Source organism: Paenibacillus terrigena DSM 21567 (assembly GCF_000374845.1).
GTDB lineage: Bacteria > Bacillota > Bacilli > Paenibacillales > Paenibacillaceae > Paenibacillus_K > Paenibacillus_K terrigena.
Genome location: NZ_KB895416.1, coordinates 295,254 through 321,083, shown reverse-complemented (window position 1 = coordinate 321,083; position 25,830 = coordinate 295,254). Strand labels below are relative to the sequence as shown.

Below are 25,830 nucleotides of genomic sequence, written 5' to 3'. Positions count from 1 at the left end.
AGGGCATCAGGCCGCAGCGTAGATATGATATTAGATGATGTACCCGACTTCTTGAATCTACTTAGATAGTGTCCTTTATACTTATTCCTTCAATTTCGCATCTTACTTTATATAATTTCTTCATGAATTCACCTTCAAGTTTGTTCATATTTATTAGCGTGCGTTTCCCTACTCTCTTATCAATTATTGCTAGTCCTCGAATTAATTCGTGCTTAGATACTAACAATTCTTCAATAGAACAACTCGAATATTCTTCCAGTAATTTATGAAATTCAAATCTTTCTATTAAAATATTATCATTCGTTTCTTGTTTATTCATTAACCACTTATCAGTATTAGCTTCGTAAATCTCGGTTTTATCCAATAATACTGCAGCTCTTCCTTTTCCAGGACTTCCACCTTGCTTATACCAAGTGCTAAATAAAGTAACTCTATCTTGTAATTCTTCACAAAAGTTACTTTCAATTCGTTTTTTTAATTTGCTCCACTGCATTTTCATCTCACTCATTTATTAATTTATTCGGGTATTTCTTCTAACGTTCCTGTATTCATGATGTCCGACTTAGTCGGATGTGTCCGGCTACGCCTAACTTTCTGAAATCCCTCTGCCGGACCGAGGGCGGATGCCTGATGCATGAATATTATGTTAGACGAAGTTCTTCTTTGATATAGGTTACGACGTCATGCTTATAACAATTCCTAAAATAAGTTTACTTTGTAACTGTTAAACGGATAATCACCAAATCCAGATTTATTTAATTGATCAAAAAACTCTGTTTTAGTCACATTATTATCTACTATTTCATTTTTATATTTTAGAATTGAAGTACTTACTATTTTCTTTAATCGATAAATTACTTCTTCTTTATTTGAATATCTATATTTTGAGAGATTGAATTTCCCAGTGTGTACTAATGATGATCTTATATCATACAACTTTTTTATCTCATCAAATAATAAAGTGCTTTCTTCTTCGTTTGTTCCTAAAAATATTGTAGCATTCCTAGCTATCCGGAACTTTAATTCATCTTTATCTCCAGGATGATAAATAATTTCCAAACAACTTACTAGAATTAATATTGCTACATCGTCCGGTACATAAAATGAATAATCATAATTGACAAGAAGCAAATTTAATACTTCATTATCAATAGGCAAGGAAAATTCATTAAATACTGAATTAATTAATTCAGCATTAATATTATTAAATTTATAAATCGCTTCATTTGTTTTAGTGATCTGAGGTGGTTGGAGATATTGAGGAATCCCTATGAAGGTATACTTAAATTGAGTCATTATTTCCGTACAGTAAATTGGAGCAGTAGTAACTAACCTAATTAATTTAAATTTATGAAGAAGTTCCTCTACGTCTTGTTTAAATAACAGCTCATGAATATAGTTATTCTCAATCTGTCCTTCTTTGTTTTTCACATCATCTATTTCGCCAACCCTAACACTTGATATTAGAGAAACTACCTTGTACTCTGGCAAAATAGATTTTTTAAATCTCGTGTCATAATGAAAAACATCAGATATATTCCAATTTTCTCTCAGAAAAATGTTATGTTCAGGCATACTCATAATAAAAGTACTATAGCTGCTATTAAATTCAAGCATCGAAATACTCTCATCTGTTCCTGCAACAATAAATTGTAGGTAGCTATTATATTGGTTCGCCCTTCTGATCACTTCATCACAATAACTAAAAAATTGATTTTTAATGTTATAATTAAAATCATCCATCAAAATATCAATTGCCTCGTGCGAGAATATTAATTTTAATTGATCATCTTCTAAAGTTGGCTCAGAATTTCTTTTATAAAGTGTGACTTTATCTCCAATAAGTTTATATAATTTCCCCCCACTACTGCCGTACCAAGCATAGTACCTAAGATGATCATTTATATTTATTTTTCCTTCTACTATGTTTTTAACTGTCATCGACAACAGTTCTTCGGTAGAAATTCTTAGTATAAGCGCTAACATATCTTCAAGTAGAAAGATTTGCTTATCATGAATTCTAATGTCAGCTTTTTCAAATTCATTGATATCAAAGAAAAAAGTAAGACTTTCTAATATTTCATAATTATTTTTGAACATATTTTCCCTTCCTTTGTTATCTTATTTAAGAATTTCGTCTAACGTTTCGCATTCCTGACGTCCAAACGGCTTAAGGCAACAAAGTTGCCGGGTCGTCAGACTTAGCCGGTTGGATGTGTCGCCTGATTTAACTTCTCCGAAAATCCTCTCGGTGACCGAGGAGCGTTAGCGATGACGCAGGAATGTAATGTTAGCTGATGTCAACGACCTCTTCGAGTAACCTAGTACAACAAGTTCTTTATAGTTTATTTTAACTTTAGTTTATATATAATCTCGCCATCTTGGTTCTCTTTATCTTGATTGACAAATCCTAATTTCTCGTAAAGCTTTCTAGCATGATTATTACTTTTTTCGATTGTTAGAGAGATTACTTCGCATTGTCTGTGCATTTCCTGAATGAATTCTAATATTCTTTTAAGAGATTGTATTCCTAATCCCATCCCTTGATATTCCTTGTCTATTTGAAAACCACCAATCCAGTAATTATTCGTACTATTAGGTGTATAGGAAAGATAAAAAAATCCGAATGTTTTATCATCCTTGCACAAAATATATGGATCAAAGGCCTCATCCCACGGTTTTATATAAGCCCATGCTAAAGATTCGATAACAGAAGGTACAAGCTTCTCTTGTGATTTGAGTAAAGATATCGAGTGAGCTTCTTCCCAGTTATTTTTATCAATTGGTTCTATGCGGATTAGATTCATTTTTTATATTCCTTTCGATTTTCCATTACAATTTCGTTGATTTCAGCTAACGTTGTTGTATCTACGAACCCGAGAGGCTTAAGGCGCGACCGAGCCGGGTGGCTTTGCCACTTTGCCTTGCAGGGTTGTATGCTGATTAAGCTTCTTCGAAAACTCCTCGGCAGACCAAGGAGCGAACGCGACATGGCGTAGATATGGTGTTATATGATGTCGATGCCATCTTGAGTTACTCACAAACTATTCATTCTTTCTTTTATATATTTTTATTAGATTTGTGAACAATTCAATTGTTGCTGATATAATAAAAACGATAATTATCAAGCCAAAGAAGAACGTTAATAAAATTATGTTTGATTCTTTAAGACCAATATCCCCCGTCTTTGAACTTTGGTCATATTCATCTACAAATGTTTTATTTTTCAAATCTAAACTCTTATATCCAATTTTATCTGAATGATAATTTTTTCCACAAAATTCTTCATGAAAATAAAAATGAAAACTACCGTCTACACTTCCTTCAATGGGATAAGTATAATTGGAATTAATAGTAACCTGCGCATTCCATTCTTGTGAGTCTTTTCCTATTGTTAAAAATCCAGTTGGTATGTTATGAATTTTGACCCAATCGATGTGAACGTTAGTTTTACATTGCGAAGTTAAAAAATTCCCAAGCGCAGTATTTATTTTACTTTCAAACTTTTCCATTTCATACCAAGAAAATAGATTGGGAATTAAAAAGATTATATAAATAGTCATTAGAATAAGAAGTAATTTTAATGAACGTTTAATAGAACTCTCCTCTTTCTCCTTTAACATCGATTTCATATAACGTTGTTGTATCTGCGAACCCGAAAGGCTTAAGGCGCGCATGCGCCGGTCCTTGGTCTGCCCGATGGTTTTCGGAGAAGTGAAGTCAGGCAGACAACCCTGCAAGGCTAAGTGGCAGTAATATCTATTTTGAAAGGGTTATCGAAGAAGTCAGAGGCAACGGATAACACCGTATCTACGCCGCGTCGCGTTCGCTACTGCCCTTAAATCCGAACTTAATCAGACCTTAAATTAATTCCGCCCATTATTTCAAGTTTTTAAATGGGGTTATATCCCATATTAGTCTTGTTGGCACTTTAAAATAAAAGCGACGCGGGGTCTAATGGGTTTACCCAATATTACTCATGATGGCGCGAGTAACATCAAGTCTTATTTACCTGTTATTAAAACTGTCATACTTATTGTCCACACAATTATCGCAAAGAAAAATCCACTCCAAAAGACTTCGGCAGTATATGATTTATCTTTTATAATTTTCTTGATAGCTCTAAGCAAGCAAACTATAAAAAGAAACCCTATTAATGGCATTAGATAAACCGAAATAAATCCAAAGATTATCATAAGAACTCCTTTCAAGAATTTAATAAATACATTCAGAGGTTTCGGATAACGTTCCTGTATCCACGACGTCCCACCGACTTAAGGCTGCGCCAGCAGCCGGCCGCGATGCGGTTAGTCGGTGCGGATGTGTCCGCCTGATTCCGCTTCCTTGCCTATCCCCTTCGGGCGGACCGAGGAGCCGTCAGGCTCCGATGCGTGGATATGATGTTATGTGCAGTACCCTCTTCCTCGAATTGATCATACAATTAACTTTATCCATTTCTATAATTTCTGTTCTATAAATAATTCTGCATCGCTTTTCTTTAAGTACATTACTCCTTTAACAAAAAGTAATGGAATACCTTCAGAACTATATGTTGTTTCAGCTATTAAATTGGGAATATCATCATTTGCTCCATTACTCGGGCGTAAATTTATTGTTTTTTCTTTATATGTGAGAACTACATTTGAGTCTTCATATTTTATTTTCACTCCGAAACGTAGTGACAATTCTCTAATTGTAACCCACTCATCTAAACTCAAAATATTTCCGTTATCATCAATTACAAGACTATCTTCTTCCCCTTCTTTTTTATTTATTTCGATCGTCTTTGTAGAATTTTTATAGTCAGTTGTATAGCCTAAAATATTGGCAAACTCTTTAAGTGGAACATAATTAACACCGTTAACATTAAGCATATTCGCTTTAATATTTCTGGATTTATTATTTACCATAATTTTAATATTTGAAATCTTTGCTTTTATGAAATCGGTACTACTTGCAGAAGTAACAGATACTATTCCAAACAGCAAAATTAATGATATTAGTAAAGTGAACGCTGCTTTAGAGGTTTTAAATCTTCTAATCATAAACTTGTCTCCTTGTTAATTAAAATAATGTATAAAGATCTTTCAGGGTATTGCACATAACGTCTTTTTCACGAACTTCCCCAATCCCCCATCAGCCAGGGAATTCACGTATTTCGTGAATACCCCGCATCACGCCCATATTCACGACCGTCCTACACCTGATCCAGCGGACTCTTAATTCGACTCACATCTCTCACGCTCACATGCGTATACCTCTCCGTTGTCCGACTGCTCTGGTGCCCCAGCAGCTCTTGAATGTAGCGAATATCAATCCCGCCCTCTAGCAGATGCGTAGCGAATGAATGCCTCAGCGAGTGAACACTGACTTACTTCCTGATTCCCGCAGCTCCAATCATTTGACTGAATATTTTCTGAACAGTTCGTTCGGTTAGATGTCGTCCTGCTTCTTGACCCGGAAATAGCCAACCTTCTGGATTCTCTATACGAACGTACTGCTCACGATTGTAAAAGCTGCATCCGACAAAAAGGTGTAACAATCCTTTTTTCCTTTGCCTTGCCGAATATGCAGTGTTTTGCGGGCTCGATCGAAGTATTCGATACGCAATCGAACGACTTCACCAACGCGTAAGCCTGAAGAATATGTAACATAGAAAATTGCTTTATGCTTCAGATTCTTGACGGTCGTGAGCATAAGCATAATCTCATCCAGCGATAGAATCGAAGGCAATTTATTCTCTTTCTCAGGCCTAACATTCGATACATTCTCGCGGTATCCCATCACGTGGATCAAATAAAATTTGATCGCACTAATTGCTTGGTTTACGTACGCATGGGAGCAGGACCGATCCAATAAATAAAGGGAATAATCTCGAACAACATGATCAGTCCACCTTACATTGTTCTGTCTCCTATACTCGAAGAAGCGTTGGACCTGACCGCAATAAGCTTTAACCGTCTTCGCGCTGTATCCTCTTGCACGTAATTCATTCTGCGGCTGCTAATGATGCGAAGCATCCCATTTCAGATCTATATCCAAACTGAAGCCGGAGGCGCTTCTTCTTCGAAAAAACTTGAATTTTATCGACATACGCTGCTCACCATATACCGACACATGCACATCCATAATTCATCAATCCTTCCAATAATTATAACAAGCTCCCCCATCCTTGAACACACAAAAAAGAGCGTACAAAGTTCCTGCGAACTTGATACGCCCCGATGATTTCGGCACATGATTTCGATGATCCTCGAAATCTACGAAATGTGATATCTTTCCTTCAGTATGTTCAAATGGTGAATCTCGTGACCCGCAATAATATAGGCAAGTGCCCGAACGGAAATCGGCGAATGATTCGCTGTCCCTACTCTCGCTGCTGCTTCATCTGTAACTCCGCGCAATAATGTAATTGTAGCACGGCGGACGGCTCGAAGATCCTCAATCAATTCAGACATCGGTGTTGAAGCGAAGGCCGCTCCGCTCACGAACGCATTCTCATCAAACCCTGTGAGAGGTGTCTGATCTCCTCTCGCAATACGCAGCAATCGATAGCTCATCACGCGTTCCGTATCCGCAATATGACCGATCACTTCTTTAATCGACCACTTGTCCGGTGCATACCGGAAATCTCCTTGCTCCTCCGATAAATTCGCGAAGAATTGGGTGGTACGCTCTAATTGCTGCTCTAGAATTCCCCGAATATCCCCTTCAGGTACAAGGCCTATATATTGGTCATAATAAGTTGCATACTCTCCATCCAATGGCTGAATTAACATCGTGTACAACCTCCTTTTTTACAAATTATAGCACGCCAAATTCCTTTTTTGTCCTATCCTATAAATCTTTCATACAAAAAAACTCCTACACCCAAGTAACGAGAACTAGAGATTTTTTCATGTCCAAAACTATGCTCCCGCCTCTGACAACAAATTTCATGATTCTCCATATTCACAGCCGTTACGACCCAGCTACCTCTGGAGCATTATACCAAATCATGCTAATCTATTTGCTAGAGTAAATGATTCAAAGGAGGACCACCATTTGATACGATTATCTGATATTCACTTTCGAGACCCCTTTATTCTTCCTGTACCTGTGGAGAATACTTATTATATGTATGGAACCCAAGGTGCGACCGCATGGGACGGCAAACCTGAAGGCTTTGACGTGTACCGCAGCTGCGATTTATTAAATTGGGAGGGGCCATTCCCCGTGTTCCGATCTGAGCCGGGATTCTGGTCCGATCACCATTACTGGGCGCCTGAAGTTCATCATGTGCAAGACCGATTCTATATGTTTGCTTCTTTCAAAGCAAAAGGGATGTCGCGTGCGGTGCAAGTGCTCGTCGCCGATCATCCGATGGGACCCTTCGAGCTCCATAGTCTAGGCCCTATTACACCAAAGGCATGGGAGTGCTTAGACGGTACCCTCTATATGGAGAAAGACGGTACACCATGGCTCATCTTCTGTCGGGAGTGGCTGCAAGTAACAGACGGCGAGATCTATGCTGCCAAATTAGCCGATACGCTTGACCGAATTGTCAGCGAGCCGCAGCTGTTGTTTCGTGCATCCGAAGCGCCATGGGTCAAGCCGAATACCGAAGGTGGCTTCGTGACGGACGGCCCCTTCCTGCACCACATGAACAACGGCCGCCTGCTCATGATCTGGTCAAGCCTTGGTGAACAAGGATATACTACGGGGATTGCACGCTCTGTTAGTGGAAGAATTACAGGTCCATGGGTGCATGAAGAGAACCCGCTCTATGTCGAAGATGGTGGACACGGCATGTTATTTCGGGATTGGTACAATAACCTGCTCCTTGCCCTTCATGCCCCGAATCACAATCCGAATGAGCGGCCATCCATTCTGCGCGTCGAAGAATCCTCAGATTCGTTAGAAGCCAAATAACATACTCCCAACCATACAAAAAACCTGCTGAGCTCAGCAGGTTTTTCTACATTCTTCAACTAGCCGTTCGTTAGACAGCAATGTGCAGCAATCGCTTGATTGATCCGTTCCCTTGCAGCGAGAAGCCATTCTCCATTCCCTCTCGGGTATTCCGAGAATGAGATCGGTGCTGCGAGCCCCTCTTCGATCAGCGCAACCGTCTTTTCTTTGCCGATCCAAGACTCTAATAGTTCGAGCGCACGCAAATCCTGCAAGCCTTGATGAAGCACCTCAAGCCGAATCGATTCAACAGGTCCCGCTTCGCCCGGATAGACCAGATAAGCATCGCCAGAAGGGAACGCTGCACCAGCATCCGTCGTACGGAAGGGATCAATCTGTTGATTCGCCGAATATTGGGTGTACCAGAAGTTATAGCCCCAGTGCAAGAAGCCTTGCAGGCCGAACTTATACAATTGGAAGCCAAGTACACGATTCCGTGCGGAAGGCATATTAAAGAATCGGTTCGATACCTGATCATCCTGGGAACAACAATAATACGTCCATAAATCCGGTACCTCGCTGCGCAGGAACGGTTCGATATGATCGTTCGCCGGAATCGGGCGCTGCACCAGACCCTGCTCATAGAAATCGAGGGATGATAACGCATCCATAATCGGATAAGCCGACAGATGCTTACGCACCATTTCGCTCGCCGCCATGTACGTCTCCAGTTGATCCTGACTCGGCTCATCAGAGATATGGAACCAGCTCTGCTGCGCAATTCCATTATTCTTAATGTAACCATCTAACGCTGGCAAGAACTGATCCATGAAGCTGCGGTATTCCGCCGACGTCGAACTCGTATTCCAGCCAAAAATTTGCCGTTCTACCCCTTCCACCGTTGCGACGATCTTCGGTGCATGCTTCGCGCCCCACTGTGTGAACAAATGAGAGAACTCGAAATATTCCACCCCAACATTCCGGCACATCTCCACCCACCGTGTCAGTCGGTCGAATCCGAAGCGATACGTCCCATCACCGAGCACTTCCACATCGATCAACTGGACCGTCGGACGCTCACCACCAATGGCCGTATCGAGCGGCGGTGTGAATAGCGGCGTCAAAATCATATTCATCCCATGCTTCACAGCCGTCCCCACAAATTGCGCAAGCAGCCCCCAGTGTGCTTCACTAAACACGTCCACGCCATATTGGGTCGCTATACAATCCGTATGGAACCATTCCGTGTGAATCAACCGCTGCTTCGGCAGCTTCGCTGGAATCACATTGAGCACGAACGTGTTCGTCGCAAGTAGAGCACCCTCCTCCGATTTGATCGATACCTTCACCTCATGATCACCCGGTTGTACCGTATCATCGAGATCGACATGAATCCAGAGCGAACGCCACTGCTTAGGCAATGCATGGATCGCTGTATGCTCCAGTTCATATAACGGATCTGGGTATAACCCTGCCGTTGTCCGCAATACGTCGGCATCATGGTCGAAATAACAAGGCATTTCCGAAGGCACTAACCCAACCGCTCTCACGTGAAAAGGTAACCCAATCGTTGACTCGACTTCGACTTGCAAGTTTTTGAATAATCGCTCTGCACTGTAAGCCACTTGAAAAGCAAATGTCTCCCCATATAATGCCGAACCCTTTGTATAGGCTCCCCCTTGTGGCTTCTCATCTGCGAATACTTTAGACAACGCATCTAATGTGATCGATTGAAACAGATTGGATTGTTCCATGCTCAATACCTTCTCTCTTATGAATTAGTTAAATGTGGACAGCTTCACGAACATGGCCCCACTCTAGTGATTGGAATGTATCCGTCATCGCTGATTCTCTCGCCTTCAAGCACATCAATGCGCTTAACAGCCCATCTTCTAGCGGATATCTTGATTCCGCTGTCCCTTGCATCAACTCGATGAAGTTTTTCGCCAAATCCGTATCCCCGCCAAAATGTCCGCCGCCGAGTGAAAAATCATACGTCTCCACGCGCGGTGTATGATGCATATGAACTTTAACGATACCGGTATAGAAATCGAATTCGACCGTTCCTTTGTATCCTAAAAATCTAGCCCCACGTGCTTGTGCACCACGACGCGCGAAGAAGTTCTGTGAATACGTCAGATGCATGCCTGATTCATACCGAACGATGCAGCTGCCTGAATCTTCATTGCCCGTATCCTCGGCAAACGCGCAATATTCCCACATTTCCGTTCCATCTGTCTTGAAAGCCGTACTCTCTGCACAAGTGCGATTCTCTTCGCATTCTTTGCATTTGAGTCCCGCAGGCTTGGTTCCTTTGAAAATTTGCTTCGACGTCATCGCGCAGATGCTAACTGGCTTCAGCTTGATCACATCATTAAGATAATCCAGATCATGCGTCGCTTTCTGAAGGAATAGGCCGCCTGTCTCTTCTTCATCCCGATACCAGTTCTGATAATAGACATTGCCGTACGGAACATTATTCACCGCTTGGACATGCTCGACGGTTCCGATTTTGCCGGAGTTGATAATCTCCTTCACTTGCTTCACAATCTCCGAGTTACGAAGAGGGAAAGAGACGATAACCTTCGAATCCGATACCTCATAAGCATCCTTGAGTCGATATAAATCCTCCATCGTCGTAGAGACCGGCTTCTCCACATAGAGCGGGAGTCCCGTAGCGAGCACCTTGATCGCCATCTCCGTATGCAGTGAACACCGCGTACCAATGACGACACCGTCCAAAGCTTCCGATTCGAGCATCGCTTCAGCCGTATCATAGAATCGTACATCCGTTTTCCCTTGTTCTGCTAATGCCGTACGAATTTCATCCTTCCGAACATCGACGATCGCCGCAATTTGGCACCGCGCATCTTGATTAATCATTTCCGATATCACATAACTAATCCGGCTTCCATAGCCAATGACACCCAACTTCATATCCTATAAGCCTCCTCATTCGATCCGCTCAATTCAACTCTAGTATAAGACCAAGCCGCGAAGGATTCTTTGTCTTCGAAGCCCGTTTTTTGGTACTTTTCGAGGAGCATAATTGATATAATAGAGGAACAAGCTAACGAGAATTTCACGGAAAGGAGTCCTTCCGAAGTGAGCATTAAAGAACAACCTGCGACCCAGCCGGTCGAAGAGTATTTCTTTACCCGTACGCCGCTGCAACAGCTCATTGAAATTCATAATTTAATAACGTTCCACTACTTCGAATTTAGCAAAGACTATGAATTTACCGGGGAACGCCATAATTTCTGGGAGTTTCTCTATGTCGATCGCGGTACGGTGAATGTGACAGTGGATCATACGACCCATACGCTGCAGCAAGGCGAGATTATTTTTCACAAACCGAATGAATACCACAGCTTCTGCGCACTGCAAGGCAAAGCACCGAACCTGATCGTCATGACTTTCGATTGCCACTCCGAAGCGATGAAGCATTTCGAGGATCAAGTCATCGCGCTTGCGAACGAGGAACGGAATTTGCTCGCTATGATCGTCGAAGAAGGTCGGCAGGCCTTCCAGTTTCCTTGCGGGCACCCGATGATTCGCCGTTCCAATGCACCACTCGGCGGCGAGCAGCTTATCAAATGTTATCTGGAGACGTTCCTGATTCGCATTCTGCGCAATCATCTCGTTGCACAGCCATCACCGACTAAGACACTATCATCAGCAGCGAGAGAGAACATTAGCGATGACCTCGTGAGGCAAATCATGGCCTATCTGGAAGAGCATCTTGCCGATATGCATACGCTAGAGTCGCTTAGTCAACGGTTCCTCATCTCCAAGACGCGTCTGAAGGACCTGTTCAAGCAGCAGACTGGCCATACGATCATGGAATATGTAATGCACCTGCGCATGGAGCACGCGAAAATGATCATGCGCGAGGAGACCGCCAATATGACGGAAATTGCGACGAGGCTGGGTTTCAGCAGTGTCCATTATTTCTCGAAAAGCTTCAAGAAGAAGACGCACATGAGCCCGACCGAATATGCGAGAACCGTGAAGGCGAGAATCCGAAACTAAACATTTATGTATGAAAAAATGACGTACGCCTGAACCCGATAGTTCAGTGGTACGTCATTTCTATATTTTACGATCGAGTTCAAAAAGTCGGCATTTCAGCACCGAGAAGGTTGCGAGAACCTGAAGAAGGAGGAACGGAGTTTAGGCAAAACCTAAATGAGTACCGGACTTCGAAGGTGAACGCAAGATTTGATGTCGATAATGCTTCTTGAATGACTTCGTGATCAAATGATGACTTTTTGAACTACCTCTTAAAGATTAAATATATTTCGTCAGAATGCTCTCTACATGTTGGAGATGCGTCCTCATCGCTTGGCTTGCTTGATCCGGCTGCCCTTGCTGAACAGCCTCGGAGATCGAGAGATGCTCTTGATAGAGCTGCTCCGAGACCGATCGATTCGCGTATAACTCAACCCTCCGCGTCTGCTGAATCGCCCGCTCCATCTGCTCCGCAATGGACTCGAACAGCCTAACCAGGACGGAGTTATGCGTCGCCTGTGCCAACATCAGATGAAATTCAAGATCCGTTCGCTCACCTGCTTGGTCATCGCCAATGCTTCGCTCCATTTCCACAACAATGGCCTGCAACTTCTGCTTATCCTCGGCTGTAGCCTTCTCGGCAGCAAGCGCCGCGTTCGAAACCTCCAGCGCCTTCCGTGCTTCGATGAGCTCGAGCACCGTGCTGCGGTTCATACGCAAGGAGCTCAGTTCCGGCATCTCCACTTCCATCACGGAAGAAGCAATCACGGTACAGCCGCCGCCTTGACGAATTTCGATCAACCCCATTGCTTTGAGCGCACTTAACGCTTCGCGCATCGTCGACCGGCCGACGCCGAACCGCTCCGACAACTCCTTCGTCGATGGCAGCTTCTCGCCAACCTTGACACGGCCATCCAGAATGAGCCGCTTCAGCTGCTCGATAATTTCTTCATAGTGATTTCGTTTGGCCAATCTCGTAATTTCCATGCGTTCTACCCGCTCCAATCGTACAACCTATCCAAGTCATAGATTACCCTACAATCAACGCGTAGACAATCCCCGGTCCATGAACGCCAATCGTCAAGTCATTCTCAATATCCGAGGAACGGCTAGGGCCTGTAATAAAATGAATTCCTGCCGGCAAGTCCTCACGGCGCATCCCATCGATCTTCTCCATCACTTCGCCCATCCGTGTCTTCAGACGTTCAACGGGAATGATCGCCATCATGACCGTTGGCAGGAGTGTGACCGATCGGCCCTTGTCAGGCGACGACAACACGGTAATGGTTCCTGTATAAGCAATCGCGTGATCCACGACAGCGACGCCAATATCTGCGCCTGCCGCATGGGCTTTCCAATACTCCTCAGGATCACTGTTCCATACGCGAATGTCCGTCTCCGGCAGCGCCTCTTCAAGCCCTAGTTCATTCAACTCCGGTTGATTCTGCCGAATCATATGGCGTGCGCCGAATTCATTCGCTCGATCCACGATAAACTGCTTCGCTTCCTCCATCGTCTGAAACCGTGCCGCATGTCCGCCGACACTCTGCCAATTATCCATAAAACGCTCAATCTTCTCTTCCTGCGTCCAGTTCAGCTGGTTCCAGAAATCCGGTGCACCACGGAAAGGATGCTGCGGCTTCTGTGCAATGTCCTTGCGACCAAGCTTCTCCGCAATGCCGCCGATGAACTTCGCCTGCTTGGCCCGCGATTCCTTCTCTAACTGCTCGAGCAGTGTCAACTCTTGATCAGCCATGATGTCTTCCTCCATTCTTCCGCTGCTCTAATGCCTGTTCCATCCGCTGACGGACTTCATCGCTCATCTTCGGATTCGAAGCTTGAACTTCTTGCTCCAGTGTTCCCCACCGTTCGCGGAACGACTGATTCGGCAAGCTTGGCAGATAGCGCACGCTGTTCCAGCCTTTAAGCGGTCCAATCTTCGTCTTGATCATCCCTTGGCGAGCGACAAGCTTCTGACCGATCTGTCCCATCTTGATCACGCTGCGCATGCGTTTGGAATTGGACATAATAGCTGCAAAACCTTTCATCCCGATCTTCTCCGCCGTCTGCCCGTAGCCTTTCTCGACTTTGCGATTCCGCAAATAGACGAGCATGTCATGCAGTGGAATTTTCACCGGACAAGCCTCATAACAAGCCCCGCACAGACTCGAAGCATTCGCAATATCGTCCCACTCTGCCACATTGCTCTGAAGTGCTGGCGTCAACACCGCACCAATCGGTCCGCTATACGTGCCGCCGTAGGCATGCCCGCCAATATGACGGTAAACCGGGCAAGCATTCAGACAGGCGCCGCAGCGTATACAATTGAGCAGCTCTTGGAATTCCGGATCCCCAAGCTGTAGCGACCGTCCATTATCCACGATAATAATATGCATCTCTTCCGGTCCGTCTGCATCCGCATCCCGCTTCGGTCCCGAAATCGCCGACATGTACACCGTCAGCTTCTGTCCCGTGGCCGATCTTGGCAGCAAGGTCGCCATCACTTCAAGATCTGCGAACGTCGGAATAATCCGTTCCATCCCCATTAGCGTAATCTGCGTCTTCGGCACCGTGGAGACCATCCGTGCATTGCCCTCATTTTCGAACAGGACCATCGATCCCGTCTCCGCAATCGCGAAGTTGCACCCAGTCATGCCAATCTCGGCATCGAGGAACTTCTCCCGCAATTTCCGACGGACGAAGCCCGCGAGGATAGATGTATCTGCAGGCAGCGTCTCGCCCGCTTCCTTCGAGAGCAGCTCTGCGATTTGATAGCGATTTTTGTGAATCGCCGGAATAATAATATGCGATGGGGTCTCACCAGCCAGCTGAATGATATATTCGCCGAGGTCGGTCTCGACCGCTTCGATCCCCATTTTTTCAAGCGCAGCATTAATATGCAATTCTTCTGATACCATCGACTTCGACTTCACGACGGAGCGTGTCTGCTTGGACGCCGCGATTTTCATCGACAGCTCAACAGCTTCTTTCCCGTCCGCCGCGAAATGCACATGCACCCCGTTCGCTCTCGCATTCTCAACAAATTGATTCAAATAATAGTCCAAATGCGCAATCGTATGCAGTCGAATTTGCCGCCCCCGCTCCCGCCATTCTTCCCAATTGCCATGCTCTTCCGTCGCCTTCTTCTTCCCGTTGCGCAGTCGCTCTGTCGTGAACTTCACCGCTTTTCGCAGAAATTCATTGTTAAGCGCAATATGCGATCGTTCTTTGACCGTACTTGCCTGCTGCCCGTGACTCATGCCTGCTTCACCCCTTCATATAACAATTCGGCTAGATGCATCACGCGAATCGGCTTGCCTTGGTACATCAGATTACCCGAAATGTTCATCATACAGCCCATATCCAAGCCGACGAGTACTTCCGCTTCCGACTCCAGCACATGCTGCGCCTTCTCCGACACCATCGCGGCCGATATTTCAGACATTTTCACAGCAAACGTTCCACCGAATCCACAGCAATCCTCCGCAAATGGAAGCGGTATCAATTCCATGCCTTTGACGTTCTCCATCAGTGTTAATGGCTCTTCTTTAATCCCTAATAACCGGCTGCCATGACAGGATGGATGATACGTGACTTTATGCGGGAATACCGCGCCGACATCCTTCACCCCGAGCACCTGTACGAGGAATTGGGTGAATTCATAGGTCTTCTCTTGCAGTTGCATCGCCTTCTCGATCATAATTGGATCTTTCTCGAACAGTTTCGGATAATAGTGCTGGATCATTCCTGTGCAAGATCCCGATGGGGAGATGACAAAATCGCTATCCTCAAAAGCCGCCAACAACGTTCTCGCAGATTCTCGCGCTTCCTCCCAATAGCCACTGTTGAACGCCGGTTGTCCGCAGCAGGTCTGCGTCTTCGGGAACTCCACTTGAACGCCGTACCGCGCCAGCAATCGAACCATCGCCTCGCCGACACGAGGGTAAATCGCATCACTTAAGCAGGTAATAAATAAAGAAACCTTCATCCTTCACACCTCATTATTGTCATAGTTCATGCAATCATCTTATTGTCAGGTTGTCAGACATGTTGGATATTAAAAATACCTAACGCCATGACGCCAGGCCGTACATGCGATTGTCCCTTTTGTGAGGAAAATCATACCTTTTATTTATGATAAGCCTGCTGCGTTTGCTGCGTCAATGGGGTACATGCAATTTTTTGGCTCGACCGATGGTAGCCGCCATGCTATAATGTTTCAGGCTGCCGACCGGCTAGCCATAATCACATAGACAGAGTTCGTAATCTCCGCCTCTGTTAAAACAAAACTAGGAGGGCAACATTATGCCACAGAAAAAAGCTTTACCCCCATTCATTCCTGTCGACCCCAGCTCGAAGAAGCTGCTGTTGTTGTCAGGCCTCTTTATTTGCTGCGTGATGATCGCAAATATCGTCGCGACCAAGATCGTCACCTTCGGCTTCACCTCCGCGACGGTCGCCATCCTGTTCTATCCCTTTACCTACGTCATTGCCGACACGGTCTCCGAAGTCTGGGGCAAACACGTCGCTCAGCGCATGGTCTGGCTCGGGCTCGCTGCCAACGTCATCATGGTCTGCCTGTTCACGATTGCCGTGAAATTCCCTGGCGCTGCGTTCTATGAAGGGCAAGCTGCCTTTGAATCTGTACTGCTCGGCGTGCCGCGTATCGTGCTAGCATCCGTTATTGCGTATGCCATTTCGCAGAACCTAGACATCTATATGTTCCTAGGCTTGCGTAAGCGAACCCATGGCCGTCATCTCTGGCTGCGGAACAATGTCAGTACGATGGCCAGCCAGCTGATCGATACGACGATTTTCTCGTTCATTGCGTTTTGGGGACGTGTACCTACAGGAGAAATTGGGAAGATCATCGGCACGGAATATGGGATCAAGATTGTACTCTGTATCATTCTAACACCGCTCGTCTATGCGCTCGTCGCATGGGCACGAAGCAGCTATACACAGGAGGGAATTCATCATGACCACGCAGCATAACGTGAACCAACCCATCGAAGGCTTAACTTTACTCGGGAACCAGAACACGGTCTACACCTACGAATATGACCCGAAGCTATTAGAGACCTTCGAGAATAAGAAGCAGGACCGCGACTACTTCGTCAAATTCAATTGTCCGGAGTTCACGAGCTTGTGTCCGATGACGGGCCAGCCGGATTTTGCTACGATCTATATCAGCTATGTGCCGGATGTGTTGATGGTCGAGAGTAAGTCGTTGAAATTATATCTTTTCTCCTATCGTAACCACGGCGATTTCCATGAGACTTGTGTCAATACGATCATGGACGATCTCGTTGCACTGATGAAGCCCAAATATATCGAAGTCTGGGGCAAGTTCACCCCGCGCGGCGGCATCAGCATTGATCCCTACTGCAACTATGGCAAGCCTGGGACAGCTTGGGAAGAGGTCGCACGTCAGCGCCTGTTCCAGCATGATATGTACCCGGAGAAAATCGATAACCGTTAATGCTCTAAGCCTCTACTCTTCGCTTGCGAAGGTTAGAGGTTTTTCTATGCCTGGACACGCACCTCAGCGCACCCATTCTAGGCCCATGCATAATGTATAGCAAGTGTTCAAAAGGTTGACTTAGCAGCACCGATCGTGATGAGATAACCCATTTATCGAAGTAATTCATTGTTGAGCGACTGCGCTTTTTTGGGTCAGGTTATTCGCAAATCAGCAAGAAAATCGCTTCCTGATGTGGGCATAAGTCAACTTTATGAACCACCTCGTATATCTACTGGAGGGGTAGACATGGATGTCCACTTATCAGCTCTGCACTGGATTTATGTTGCCTGTATTGTACTCATCATCGGGTTCATGGTGCGCAAAAGGGATACAACGCTGCTCTGTATCGCAGGCATCTTCGTGCTTGGCCTCGTCGCGACCGGATCGCTCACAGCATCGGTCAGCGGCATTTTCTCAAGCTTTATCTACGCGTTAAAAGAATTGCTCGGAACCATCCTCATCATCTCCGTCATTGTCGCCTTAAGCCGCGTCCTATCGCGAACCGGCATCAATGAAATGATGGTAAGTCCGTTCACTAAACTCATACGCACCCCAACCCTCGCCTATTGGACGATCGGAATAGTCATGATGGTCATCTCCTGGTTCTTCTGGCCTTCGCCCGCTGTAGCGTTGATCGGTGCCGTGCTGCTTCCGGTGGCCATTCGCGCAGGATTGCCCGCACTCGGCGTTGCCGTCTCGATGAACCTGTTCGGCCACGGAATCGCCTTATCGAGCGATTACATCATCCAAGCCGCACCGAAGCTTACCGCAGACGCTGCTGGCATTCCCGTCGGGGACGTGATCTCTGCAAGTGTACCGCTCGTTTTGGTGATGGGAATCGTCACAACCGTAGCTGCCTTCTGGTTTCTTCGCCGCGATATGAAGAACGGTTCGTTAACCTTCACGACAGGGTTAACGAGCGGCACAACAACCACATCCGTCAGCAGCGACGGTGCTGTTCCACCTTCAGAGACTGAGTCCCGTTCGCTCATGCCTCGCAAGATGCGGATCGTCTTCTCGATTCTCGTTCCACTTTTCTTCCTCACTGATGTCGCTGCCATGATCTATTTTAAACTGCAGGGCGGCGATGCAACGGCGCTCATCGGTGGCACAGCCCTCTTGCTCCTCCTGCTCATCTGTCTTTTCGCGCATGGCAGCCGGGGATTAGAGCAGTCGACGACCGATATGGTCGACGGCTTCTTATTCGGGTTTCGCGTCTTTGGCCCCGTCATCCCAATTGCTGCTTTCTTCTATTTGGGTGACAGCGCATTCATTGAAGTCTTCGGCAAGACGCTTCCTGCCGGCTCCCATGGCATTGTGAATGATCTCGGCCTCGCCCTTGCGCATACCGTGCCTGTCAATACCGCTGTGAGTGCCGCGACCTTAACCACCGTCGGTGCGATCACGGGTCTCGACGGATCTGGATTCTCAGGTATCTCACTCGCGGGTTCCATCGCAAATCTGTTCGGGACAGCTATTCAGAGCGGCGTCGCGACCTTAACCGCGCTCGGGCAGATCGCAGCCATCTGGGTAGGCGGCGGGACGATCATCCCTTGGGCATTAATCCCGGCAGCAGCCATCTGCGGCATCAATCCGTTCGAGCTTGCCCGGCGCAACCTAAAGCCTGTTATCATCGGCCTTGTCGTTACGACCATTGTCGCGATGTTCCTCATCTAATCGCTTGGAGGTGTAACAGAATGCCCGTATCCGCACAAAGTCTGCACGGACTTCTCGGTAAACCCGTCGGTGTCTCCATGATGGACGGTACCGGCGTAACCGGTGTCCTGTGCAGCGTCCAAAATGGCGAAATCTACTTGATGGAGTATCTCTACCACACGCAATTTGCTACAAAGCATTATCCGCTCAGTCAGATTCAAGCCGTCAATCCGTTTCCTGGGTGTCAATGGCCTGGGACCGGCTCCCAGCAGCCTCTATACTAGAAGGTGAACGCCAAAAAACCTGTTGATTCCGCGTAAGGATTCAACAGGTTTCCTCTTTTCCGAAACTATGCTAGCTCTTCACCAGACTCAATTGCCAGGATACACCGAATCGATCCGAGATCCAAGCGAACTTCGCACTGAACGGATACGCTTGTAACGGCATCAGGACACCGCCGCCTTCGGATAATGTTGCGAATACGCGGTCAATTTCCTCTTCCGTATCACATGTGACATACATCGATATCGATGGCGTGAATGTGAAATTATGCTGCACGTTACTATCATTGGCCATAAAGACTTGCCCATGAAAGGAAAAGGAGGCCATCATAACGCTTCCCTCTGTCCCCGGTTGGCCTGGCCCATAGCGCATCATACTTAAGATTTCAGATTGGTCAAAAGTCGAGGTATACAAGTTGATTGCCTCTTCCGCTTATCCCTGGAACATCAAAAATGGAGTAACCTTCGGCTTACGATGTGACATGAGATCATCTCCTTGATTCAATGTTGGATTGCTTGATGTGAGCCTATCTCAAGTTTACACCATAGGATCTCTGGACATAAGTAGCTGCGATAAAATAAAAGGAGCCACGCCGAAAGGAGATCCCTTGCCAATTAATATGTAATATTCCGGTGCGCATAACGCGCGACAATATTCCGATTATGCTCGTCGCCGCCATCCAAATTCGCGCTGCGATAAACAGGTGGCAATTCCCCGTGCTCAACGGACAGAAGAATAATCTCATTCGTAATCGCCTGTGCAATCAATCCACCGACAATCGAGGACGCCGATCCCGTTCGCTCTTCCATGTTCGGAATCTCAAGCAACACATCCCCATAAGGGCAGCAGTTATCGATCACAATATCAGCGAGTTCGTAGAGTTTCTTACCGCTCGGATGCCTGCTGTCCGTATTCGTCGAATGCTTCAGCGATGTGACCGCGACAATTGGAAGTCCCCGATCCCAGCAGATTGTCGCCAACTCTACGGCAGATCCATTCCGACCCGAGTTCGATACAATAATAAAAGCATCTTCATCCTGCACCTGGTGAATGTCCATCAATCGATGCGCCGTCTCCGGTGAGCGTTCTAGTTCCGTCAGATTAATTCCAGCCGTGCCTTCTGCAAGCGCAATGTCTTCAAGCGCGACAAGCTTCATCGGAACAAGTCCACCTGCTCTACCGCACATCTCCATGCCAAAGGCCCGCGAATGCCCTGCCCCGAACACATGAATGATGCCGCCTCGCTGCAAACACGCAGCCAATAGCTTCGAAGCTTCTTGAATCGCCTCTACCTGCGTAGCTTCCATCTCTTTCACAACATCCAAGATGGCCTCCAGCATGACTCTAGCACCTAGCTTCATATCGTGACAACCTCCCTTATCTGAAATGGATACCATGTTCTACTGTAAGAGATTATGCGGTTTAATAGAAAAGTAACACAAAGAAGCCCTTTTTCAATATCTAGCTAATACAGCTAAATACTGAAAAAGGGCTCTTCAAACATTAGTCAACCATATCGCCAAGAATTTTTTTGCCTAATTTCACTTGTTTATCAAATTCGGCTTGGTATTCCTTAATCACATCTGTGCTGAAGCCGTTAGTCTCCAATTGTTGTTTGGTTGAAGCGATAATGCCGCTAAACTTTGATGTTGTGCTATCCAGAAGTTGCTGTCCTTCTTGCTTAATTTTTGTTTTTTCAGCTGCATCCGTCGCGTTGACGTATTTTTTAGCTAGTGCATAGAACTGATCTTCCGTGCTGCTCTGAAGTGCTTCTAGAGTACTCTTTGCTTTACTAGTAATCGTGTCATACAACGCGTTATTGGGTTTGCCATCGCCATTACCGCCTGTTCCGCCAGTCGCTCCTCCAGGTGCTGTCGTATCTTTTCCGTTGTTACCTGATTGATCACCCTTTTTCGGATCGGTACCTGTTTCTTGATTTGGGGTTGTCGTTTCTTTATCTTTCTCGACATAATCTTTGGTATTGGCCGTCACCGTGAAGCTCTTGGAATCCCAAGCGACCTGATGTCCTACCGCTTCAGATAAGAAACGGATTGGAACGAACAATGCATTATTCACGAGGTAACCCGATTTACTTATATTCGAATCAAGCTTCTTCCCATCAATCACATAGGTAATGACTGCATTCGCAGCATTGATCTTCTGTATCTTAGCCTTCTCGACCTGCGTTACTGATTGCGTCGTGCTTTTTAGTTCAGCATTTAGCTTAAACTCTTCAATTTGAATACGTTCACGTGCTGTTGGTTCAGCGATCGTAACTGTTTTGCTTGCTGTATCCCATTGAACCGATTTATCTAGTGCATAGGCAATAAAACGAAGCGGCACATAGACAGTATTATTGTACATGAAACTTTGTTGATCTTTCGGCGAGGCAAGTTCTGATCCATTAAATTTAAAGTGAATCGGTAAAATATTGACTTGCATCTGTTTAATCATCGTACCGGAAGCTGACAAAATCGCTGCATTCATAAAAAATACTAATATCGAAATCGTCAATATTTTCACAAGCTTATTCTTTCTCACTATAAGTCACCCTCTATTGGATATTAATAAAAACCTATTCCTTACTGCCATAGTAATAGTAGTACATTTCTTCTTTCTTACGTTTCACGTTATTTAATACTACGCCAAGAATTCTCGCACGAACATGATCTAGATTGGCTTTGGCTTTCATGGCCATTTCGCGCTTAACCTTACCAGAGTTGATAACGAGGACAACGCCATCGCATTTACTCGAAATAATCTGCGCATCCGTTACCGCTAGAACCGGTGGGGTATCGATAATAATGATATCGAACATGGTTTTTAACTTTGTTAGGACATCTGTCATTCTCTTCGAGCCAAGCAATTCGGATGGATTCGGTGGAATGGGCCCAGATGGGATGACATAGAGATTCTGGACTTCAGTCTCTTTAATCGCGTCTTGACAATCGTTCTGGCCCGTAATAATGCTGGATAATCCAACACGATTCGACAAATCAAACGTATGATGACACGTCGGACGCCGCATATCTCCATCGATAATGACGACTTTCTTATCTGACTGCGCATAAGACACCGCTAAGTTCGCGAGCGTCGTTGATTTTCCTTCCTCCGGTCCAGCCGAAGTGACCATAATGACTCGAATTTCTTCATCTATACTGGAGAAGTCAATATTCGTTCTAAGCGAACGATACGCCTCCGCTACGGGCGATTTTGGGTTACTCATGAGTACAATGGGGCGTTTATTGGTTAAGCGTGACAACTTTAGATTCACCTACCTTTTCACTTTTTGGGGCTGGCACTTGGTCGTTCTTCATTTCCTCTGGGTCAAGTGAAGTTATCATTGCAAGCGTAGGCAACTGAAGATACTTCTCGACGTCGCTCTCCGTCTTGATGGTGTCATCCAAATATTCGAGCAGAAACGCAATACCCACAGCTACCATGAGCGACACGATAAAGCTAATTGCAATATTCAACTTCGGATTCGGTTTTATTGGATCTGGAACTGGGGATAATTGTGCTTTATTAAGAATGGTTACATTATCAACCTTGAAAATATTTGAAATTTCATCTTTGAATACATTAGAAATGGCATTGACCACCTGAACTGCCTTCTCATACGAGTAGTCTTCCATTTTGATGGTCATGACTTGTGTATTATTAACAGAACTAACTGATACTTTCTTCATCAAATCTGCCGAAGTGAAGCCAAAATCAGGATTCTCCTTCACAACAATGTCCATAATGGCAGGTGTTTTAATGATTTCTTTGTAGGTATCGATTAATCGTAAATTCGTATTGACCTCATTCAAATCCAGCGAGTTTGCAAGACTTTGCTCACTAGAACGATTCACAATAATTTTGGTAGAAGCTTCATAGATTGGATTCAGAATAAAATAGCTAACCAATCCGCTTGCTAAGCAAGATAACACGACAATTGTCGCAATAAGGCCTAGTCTTTTCCGAATAATTACATAATACTCTTTCAAATCTAACTCATTGGACACAATCAAACCCCCACTCTCTCGCACTCTAATGATGATCGTTAAAATAGCCGCCCCCCTCTTACGAGGAAGACGGCTGTTCTTCACATCTTACTACTTCACGACTCGGTAGATCACAACCGCTGCTTCCGCACGAGTTGCAGAACCATTCGGATTGAATTTACCATTCGAACCGATAATTAATCCTTCGCTCACTGCAACGGAAATATCCGATTTCAAGGAAGCTGGGATCGCATCAGCATCTGTAAATGTATTCAATACACTGTCATCAGCTTCAGTTGTTTTTGTTAATTTCAATGCTCTAGAGATCATTGCAGCCATTTGTGCACGTGTAATCTCTGCATTTGGATCAAACTTGCCGTTACCAACACCGTTGATGATTCCAAGAGATGAAGCCGCCGCAACATACTCTGCTGCCCATGAAGTATCAGCTACATCGCTGAACTCATTCTTCGCTGTTGTCGATTCAAGCTCTAATGCCTTGATGAGCATCTTCGCGAACTCTGCACGTGTTACTTTTGCTCTTGGATCGAAGTTGCCTTCGCCTTTCCCTTCAATAATGCCTTTCGCTGCTGCAACTTGAATTTGCTTGCCTGCCCAAGCTTCAACACTCTCAACGTCATTGAAAGATACTTTGTTCTCTACAACAACATATGAGGAAAGCGAATTGCGGGACTTCTTGAAGGAGTTACCTTGCACCTTACCGCCAAGGATTTGCAGCTTGCCGTCAACGATCTTCGCAATCGTCAAGAATTCATTCGCACCTGTAGCGTTTAGCAACGGGATTTGCAATTCAACTTTGTTGTTGAATTGTTCCACTGCCTTGCCATCAACCGTAATGATGAAGCTGTATACGCCTGAAGCAAGTGGGAGCTTCGTAACATTAGTCGCTACGGAATCATTCTCTTTCGTAATGCTAACAACTACGTTGCCTTTAAACTCAGCGACTGGCAAGCTGAATACGGCGCCATTCACCAATACACGAATATGGCTTACTTGCGCCTCGCTAGCAAGTTCTAGTAATTTCTTGGATAACTTCACATCAGCTGTCGCTGTTTTGGTTGTGCCCAAATCTAACGTAATACTGAGTGCTGGTGCTTTGAAGTTCGGATCAAGCTCTTTTGCTTGCTTCACGAGTTTGTCGTAAGCTTCTTTGATCGCTTTGATATAAGCAGCAGCCTTCTCATCTGAGATCGAAACGACGGATTTGCCATTCTCTACAACAATGAGTGAAGATACATTAAGTGTAGACAGCTTAGCCAAAGCTGCTGCGAATTTAACGTTTAGTGCATCCTTCGAGGTTTTGAAGCTAGCAAAAATGTCATCGAATTTAGGTAAAACGTTGTCGATAACTACTGCGCCACCGCCAGTGCTGCTTCCGCCGCCGATGCCGCCAGGACCGTCAGTTTCGGAAGAAGGAACAGTTACATTACCTATGTAGATGGCTTGGTCTTTAAGTTGCTTGGAAACACCAATTTTAGCAACGACTTTAACAGTGCCCGTTGCTGTTGAAGGAATTTTTCCATCAGATACTTTTGTACCGTTAACTTCCCATACAAGAACATCAGCATAATCAGCAATGAGTGCATTGATCTGAGAAGACCATTCATTATTTTCTTTCACAACAAGCTTCAATGTTTTATCCGCTGTTGTAATTGGAGCTGTTGTTAGCTCATTACGTGCTGTGGCAATGGCCATTGCAATAATGGATTGCTGCAAGTTTTCAGAACCAACATGTGAAACAACATTGGTAAATACATCGTTCAGATCTTCTACGTTTATATTAAGATTTTTCAGCGATGTAGCGAACGGATTCGAGGAAGCTTGGTTATTGATTACAGCAACAAGCGTATTAACAATTTCATCTTTCGCTAGATCAAACTCCTTGATTTCAATGAATCCAAGAATTTTCTTAACATTTGTTGATTTTTGAACTTCTTTTGCGAAGTTAATCACATCGTCTTTAGAGACAGTTTCAAGCTTCGCATAGTCTCTCAATTTGTCAATCGCTGCTTGATTGTCTTCTTTTAAGTTATCAAGACTAGCTACATTGCCAAATGCAATCAGTGCAATGGATTGCAGCATTTTCAACGCTTCTGCATCTGTAATATTCGCTTTCTCGTAATACTTCGCGACAGGAGCAACTATCTCTGTAGTTAGAGAATTAATTTTCTCCTTTACAGTTGGTAAAGTATCTGCTCCTTTAATGGCATAGTCCGAATTAATTCCGAACTGTCCATTAATCTCAGTAAGCTTAGTCTTAAGGATGGCCAATGCATCCTTAACTTGAATGTCCGATGCCGCATAAGCAGTCGGTACGCCTAATGCTTCTTGCAACCCCTTAGAGCTAAGAGGAATGCCGGAAATTGTACTTAATACCATCCCCGCTGCAACTGTTGTTAGTGCAATCTTCTTTCTTAACTTCATTTTGTCACCTCTTACATATATTTTGAAATAGGCCTA

Annotated in this window: 26 protein-coding genes and 1 pseudogene; 6 read left to right on the top strand and 21 right to left on the bottom strand. The window is 45.0% G+C overall.

Going from position 1 to position 25,830, the window contains the following annotated elements:
* Positions 1 to 61 precede the first annotated feature (61 nt).
* The 9 genes and pseudogenes from C558_RS0115450 to C558_RS0115410 form a co-directional block, all read right to left on the bottom strand.
* Positions 62 to 508 (bottom strand): SF0329 family protein, encoded by a 447-nt coding sequence (locus C558_RS0115450; RefSeq protein WP_156826127.1) that lies wholly within the window; start codon positions 506 to 508, stop codon positions 62 to 64.
* A gap of 191 nt (positions 509 to 699) precedes the next feature.
* A complete protein-coding gene (locus C558_RS0115445; protein ID WP_018757195.1) occupies positions 700 to 2,100 on the bottom strand; it encodes a HEPN domain-containing protein in 1,401 nt (466 codons plus the stop codon).
* A 245-nt stretch (positions 2,101 to 2,345) separates the two neighbouring features.
* Positions 2,346 to 2,807 (bottom strand): GNAT family N-acetyltransferase, encoded by a 462-nt coding sequence (locus C558_RS0115440; RefSeq protein ID WP_018757194.1) that lies wholly within the window; start codon positions 2,805 to 2,807, stop codon positions 2,346 to 2,348.
* 237 nt (positions 2,808 to 3,044) lie between these two features.
* Positions 3,045 to 3,632 (bottom strand): hypothetical protein, encoded by a 588-nt coding sequence (locus tag C558_RS0115435; protein ID WP_156826126.1) that lies wholly within the window; start codon positions 3,630 to 3,632, stop codon positions 3,045 to 3,047.
* A gap of 825 nt (positions 3,633 to 4,457) precedes the next feature.
* Complete coding sequence (locus C558_RS0115425) at positions 4,458 to 5,045, bottom strand: stalk domain-containing protein (RefSeq protein WP_018757191.1); 588 nt, start codon at positions 5,043 to 5,045, stop codon at positions 4,458 to 4,460.
* Between the two features lie 152 nt (positions 5,046 to 5,197).
* Positions 5,198 to 5,311 (bottom strand): hypothetical protein, encoded by a 114-nt coding sequence (locus C558_RS34705; protein WP_245583818.1) that lies wholly within the window; start codon positions 5,309 to 5,311, stop codon positions 5,198 to 5,200.
* A 173-nt stretch (positions 5,312 to 5,484) separates the two neighbouring features.
* Complete coding sequence (locus C558_RS35105) at positions 5,485 to 5,856, bottom strand: tyrosine-type recombinase/integrase (RefSeq protein WP_018757190.1); 372 nt, start codon at positions 5,854 to 5,856, stop codon at positions 5,485 to 5,487.
* A pseudogene (locus C558_RS34695) lies at positions 5,842 to 5,934 on the bottom strand (hypothetical protein); the annotation flags it as partial. The gene C558_RS35105 and the pseudogene C558_RS34695, both read right to left, overlap by 15 nt.
* A 326-nt stretch (positions 5,935 to 6,260) precedes the next feature.
* Positions 6,261 to 6,779 (bottom strand): DinB family protein, encoded by a 519-nt coding sequence (locus C558_RS0115410; protein WP_018757188.1) that lies wholly within the window; start codon positions 6,777 to 6,779, stop codon positions 6,261 to 6,263.
* A 265-nt stretch (positions 6,780 to 7,044) separates the two neighbouring features.
* Here C558_RS0115410 and C558_RS0115405 point away from each other — a divergent pair, with 265 nt between their 5' ends.
* A complete protein-coding gene (locus C558_RS0115405) occupies positions 7,045 to 7,911 on the top strand; it encodes a glycoside hydrolase family 43 protein (RefSeq protein ID WP_018757187.1) in 867 nt (288 codons plus the stop codon).
* Positions 7,912 to 7,970: 59 nt separating this feature from the next.
* On the opposite strand, the gene C558_RS0115400 is transcribed toward C558_RS0115405, so the two are convergent.
* The gene (locus tag C558_RS0115400) at positions 7,971 to 9,644 is read right to left on the bottom strand and encodes a DUF4091 domain-containing protein (protein WP_018757186.1); all 1,674 of its coding nucleotides are present in this window, start codon (positions 9,642 to 9,644) and stop codon (positions 7,971 to 7,973) included.
* Between the two features lie 28 nt (positions 9,645 to 9,672).
* On the bottom strand, positions 9,673 to 10,827 hold the full coding sequence (locus tag C558_RS0115395; protein WP_018757185.1) for a Gfo/Idh/MocA family protein: 1,155 nt from the start codon (positions 10,825 to 10,827) through the stop codon (positions 9,673 to 9,675).
* A gap of 168 nt (positions 10,828 to 10,995) precedes the next feature.
* Between C558_RS0115395 and C558_RS0115385 the strand changes: the two genes are divergently transcribed.
* On the top strand, positions 10,996 to 11,922 hold the full coding sequence (locus C558_RS0115385) for an AraC family transcriptional regulator (RefSeq protein WP_018757183.1): 927 nt from the start codon (positions 10,996 to 10,998) through the stop codon (positions 11,920 to 11,922).
* Positions 11,923 to 12,180: 258 nt separating this feature from the next.
* Here the strand turns inward: C558_RS0115385 and C558_RS0115380 are convergent, their stop codons facing one another.
* From C558_RS0115380 to C558_RS0115365, 4 genes are read right to left on the bottom strand one after another with little or no spacing between them, the layout of a single operon-like run.
* Positions 12,181 to 12,888 (bottom strand): FadR/GntR family transcriptional regulator, encoded by a 708-nt coding sequence (locus C558_RS0115380; RefSeq protein WP_018757182.1) that lies wholly within the window; start codon positions 12,886 to 12,888, stop codon positions 12,181 to 12,183.
* A gap of 43 nt (positions 12,889 to 12,931) precedes the next feature.
* On the bottom strand, positions 12,932 to 13,657 hold the full coding sequence (locus C558_RS0115375) for a LutC/YkgG family protein (protein ID WP_018757181.1): 726 nt from the start codon (positions 13,655 to 13,657) through the stop codon (positions 12,932 to 12,934).
* Positions 13,650 to 15,161: a LutB/LldF family L-lactate oxidation iron-sulfur protein gene (locus C558_RS0115370; RefSeq protein ID WP_018757180.1), complete on the bottom strand. Its 1,512-nt coding sequence runs from the start codon at positions 15,159 to 15,161 to the stop codon at positions 13,650 to 13,652. Before C558_RS0115370 ends, C558_RS0115375 begins: the two co-directional genes overlap by 8 nt.
* The gene (locus C558_RS0115365) at positions 15,158 to 15,889 is read right to left on the bottom strand and encodes a (Fe-S)-binding protein (RefSeq protein WP_018757179.1); all 732 of its coding nucleotides are present in this window, start codon (positions 15,887 to 15,889) and stop codon (positions 15,158 to 15,160) included. Before C558_RS0115365 ends, C558_RS0115370 begins: the two co-directional genes overlap by 4 nt.
* Before the next feature lie 317 nt (positions 15,890 to 16,206).
* Between C558_RS0115365 and C558_RS0115360 the strand changes: the two genes are divergently transcribed.
* The 4 genes from C558_RS0115360 to C558_RS0115345 all read left to right on the top strand — a co-directional run bounded on the left by C558_RS0115360 (position 16,207) and on the right by C558_RS0115345 (position 19,365).
* Positions 16,207 to 16,896: a queuosine precursor transporter gene (locus tag C558_RS0115360; protein WP_018757178.1), complete on the top strand. Its 690-nt coding sequence runs from the start codon at positions 16,207 to 16,209 to the stop codon at positions 16,894 to 16,896.
* Positions 16,880 to 17,383, top strand: a complete 504-nt coding sequence (gene queF / locus C558_RS0115355; protein WP_018757177.1) for a preQ(1) synthase — start codon at positions 16,880 to 16,882, stop codon at positions 17,381 to 17,383. Before C558_RS0115360 ends, queF begins: the two co-directional genes overlap by 17 nt.
* A 288-nt stretch (positions 17,384 to 17,671) precedes the next feature.
* Entirely contained in the window at positions 17,672 to 19,102 is a 1,431-nt protein-coding gene (locus C558_RS0115350; protein ID WP_018757176.1) for a membrane protein, read from the top strand.
* 20 nt (positions 19,103 to 19,122) lie between these two features.
* The gene (locus C558_RS0115345; protein ID WP_018757175.1) at positions 19,123 to 19,365 is read left to right on the top strand and encodes a hypothetical protein; all 243 of its coding nucleotides are present in this window, start codon (positions 19,123 to 19,125) and stop codon (positions 19,363 to 19,365) included.
* A 70-nt stretch (positions 19,366 to 19,435) separates the two neighbouring features.
* Here the strand turns inward: C558_RS0115345 and C558_RS31105 are convergent, their stop codons facing one another.
* The 6 genes from C558_RS31105 to C558_RS0115315 form a co-directional block, all read right to left on the bottom strand.
* Positions 19,436 to 19,783: a VOC family protein gene (locus C558_RS31105; RefSeq protein WP_425413945.1), complete on the bottom strand. Its 348-nt coding sequence runs from the start codon at positions 19,781 to 19,783 to the stop codon at positions 19,436 to 19,438.
* Between the two features lie 194 nt (positions 19,784 to 19,977).
* On the bottom strand, positions 19,978 to 20,724 hold the full coding sequence (locus C558_RS0115335; protein WP_018757173.1) for a sugar isomerase domain-containing protein: 747 nt from the start codon (positions 20,722 to 20,724) through the stop codon (positions 19,978 to 19,980).
* A 142-nt stretch (positions 20,725 to 20,866) separates the two neighbouring features.
* Positions 20,867 to 21,904, bottom strand: a complete 1,038-nt coding sequence (locus tag C558_RS0115330) for a copper amine oxidase N-terminal domain-containing protein (RefSeq protein ID WP_018757172.1) — start codon at positions 21,902 to 21,904, stop codon at positions 20,867 to 20,869.
* A gap of 34 nt (positions 21,905 to 21,938) precedes the next feature.
* Positions 21,939 to 22,625 (bottom strand): CpsD/CapB family tyrosine-protein kinase, encoded by a 687-nt coding sequence (locus tag C558_RS0115325; protein WP_018757171.1) that lies wholly within the window; start codon positions 22,623 to 22,625, stop codon positions 21,939 to 21,941.
* Positions 22,606 to 23,370 carry a YveK family protein gene (locus C558_RS0115320; RefSeq protein ID WP_018757170.1) on the bottom strand — a complete coding sequence of 255 codons (765 nt, stop codon included), beginning with the start codon at positions 23,368 to 23,370 and terminating at the stop codon, positions 22,606 to 22,608. The genes C558_RS0115325 and C558_RS0115320 overlap by 20 nt, the downstream gene beginning before the upstream one ends.
* A 90-nt stretch (positions 23,371 to 23,460) precedes the next feature.
* Positions 23,461 to 25,794 (bottom strand): S-layer homology domain-containing protein, encoded by a 2,334-nt coding sequence (locus C558_RS0115315; RefSeq protein ID WP_018757169.1) that lies wholly within the window; start codon positions 25,792 to 25,794, stop codon positions 23,461 to 23,463.
* Between the last annotated feature and the right edge of the window lie 36 nt (positions 25,795 to 25,830).

What these genes read in the sequence shown, in the direction of transcription:
- C558_RS0115345 (WP_018757175.1), top strand. Translation starts at nt 19,123, where the DNA reads ATGCCCGTATCCGCACAAAGTCTGCACGGACTTCTCGGTAAACCCGTC.
- C558_RS0115435 (WP_156826126.1), bottom strand. Translation starts at nt 3,632, where the DNA reads ATGAAATCGATGTTAAAGGAGAAAGAGGAGAGTTCTATTAAACGTTCA.
- C558_RS0115315 (WP_018757169.1), bottom strand. Translation starts at nt 25,794, where the DNA reads ATGAAGTTAAGAAAGAAGATTGCACTAACAACAGTTGCAGCGGGGATG.
- C558_RS0115335 (WP_018757173.1), bottom strand. Translation starts at nt 20,724, where the DNA reads ATGAAGCTAGGTGCTAGAGTCATGCTGGAGGCCATCTTGGATGTTGTG.
- C558_RS0115365 (WP_018757179.1), bottom strand. Translation starts at nt 15,889, where the DNA reads ATGAAGGTTTCTTTATTTATTACCTGCTTAAGTGATGCGATTTACCCT.
- C558_RS0115370 (WP_018757180.1), bottom strand. Translation starts at nt 15,161, where the DNA reads ATGAGTCACGGGCAGCAGGCAAGTACGGTCAAAGAACGATCGCATATT.
- C558_RS0115445 (WP_018757195.1), bottom strand. Translation starts at nt 2,100, where the DNA reads ATGTTCAAAAATAATTATGAAATATTAGAAAGTCTTACTTTTTTCTTT.
- C558_RS0115425 (WP_018757191.1), bottom strand. Translation starts at nt 5,045, where the DNA reads ATGATTAGAAGATTTAAAACCTCTAAAGCAGCGTTCACTTTACTAATA.
- C558_RS0115380 (WP_018757182.1), bottom strand. Translation starts at nt 12,888, where the DNA reads ATGGAAATTACGAGATTGGCCAAACGAAATCACTATGAAGAAATTATC.
- C558_RS0115410 (WP_018757188.1), bottom strand. Translation starts at nt 6,779, where the DNA reads ATGTTAATTCAGCCATTGGATGGAGAGTATGCAACTTATTATGACCAA.
- C558_RS0115360 (WP_018757178.1), top strand. Translation starts at nt 16,207, where the DNA reads ATGCCACAGAAAAAAGCTTTACCCCCATTCATTCCTGTCGACCCCAGC.
- C558_RS0115395 (WP_018757185.1), bottom strand. Translation starts at nt 10,827, where the DNA reads ATGAAGTTGGGTGTCATTGGCTATGGAAGCCGGATTAGTTATGTGATA.
- C558_RS0115375 (WP_018757181.1), bottom strand. Translation starts at nt 13,657, where the DNA reads ATGGCTGATCAAGAGTTGACACTGCTCGAGCAGTTAGAGAAGGAATCG.
- C558_RS0115350 (WP_018757176.1), top strand. Translation starts at nt 17,672, where the DNA reads ATGGATGTCCACTTATCAGCTCTGCACTGGATTTATGTTGCCTGTATT.
- C558_RS0115400 (WP_018757186.1), bottom strand. Translation starts at nt 9,644, where the DNA reads ATGGAACAATCCAATCTGTTTCAATCGATCACATTAGATGCGTTGTCT.
- C558_RS0115450 (WP_156826127.1), bottom strand. Translation starts at nt 508, where the DNA reads ATGAGTGAGATGAAAATGCAGTGGAGCAAATTAAAAAAACGAATTGAA.
- queF (WP_018757177.1), top strand. Translation starts at nt 16,880, where the DNA reads ATGACCACGCAGCATAACGTGAACCAACCCATCGAAGGCTTAACTTTA.
- C558_RS0115440 (WP_018757194.1), bottom strand. Translation starts at nt 2,807, where the DNA reads ATGAATCTAATCCGCATAGAACCAATTGATAAAAATAACTGGGAAGAA.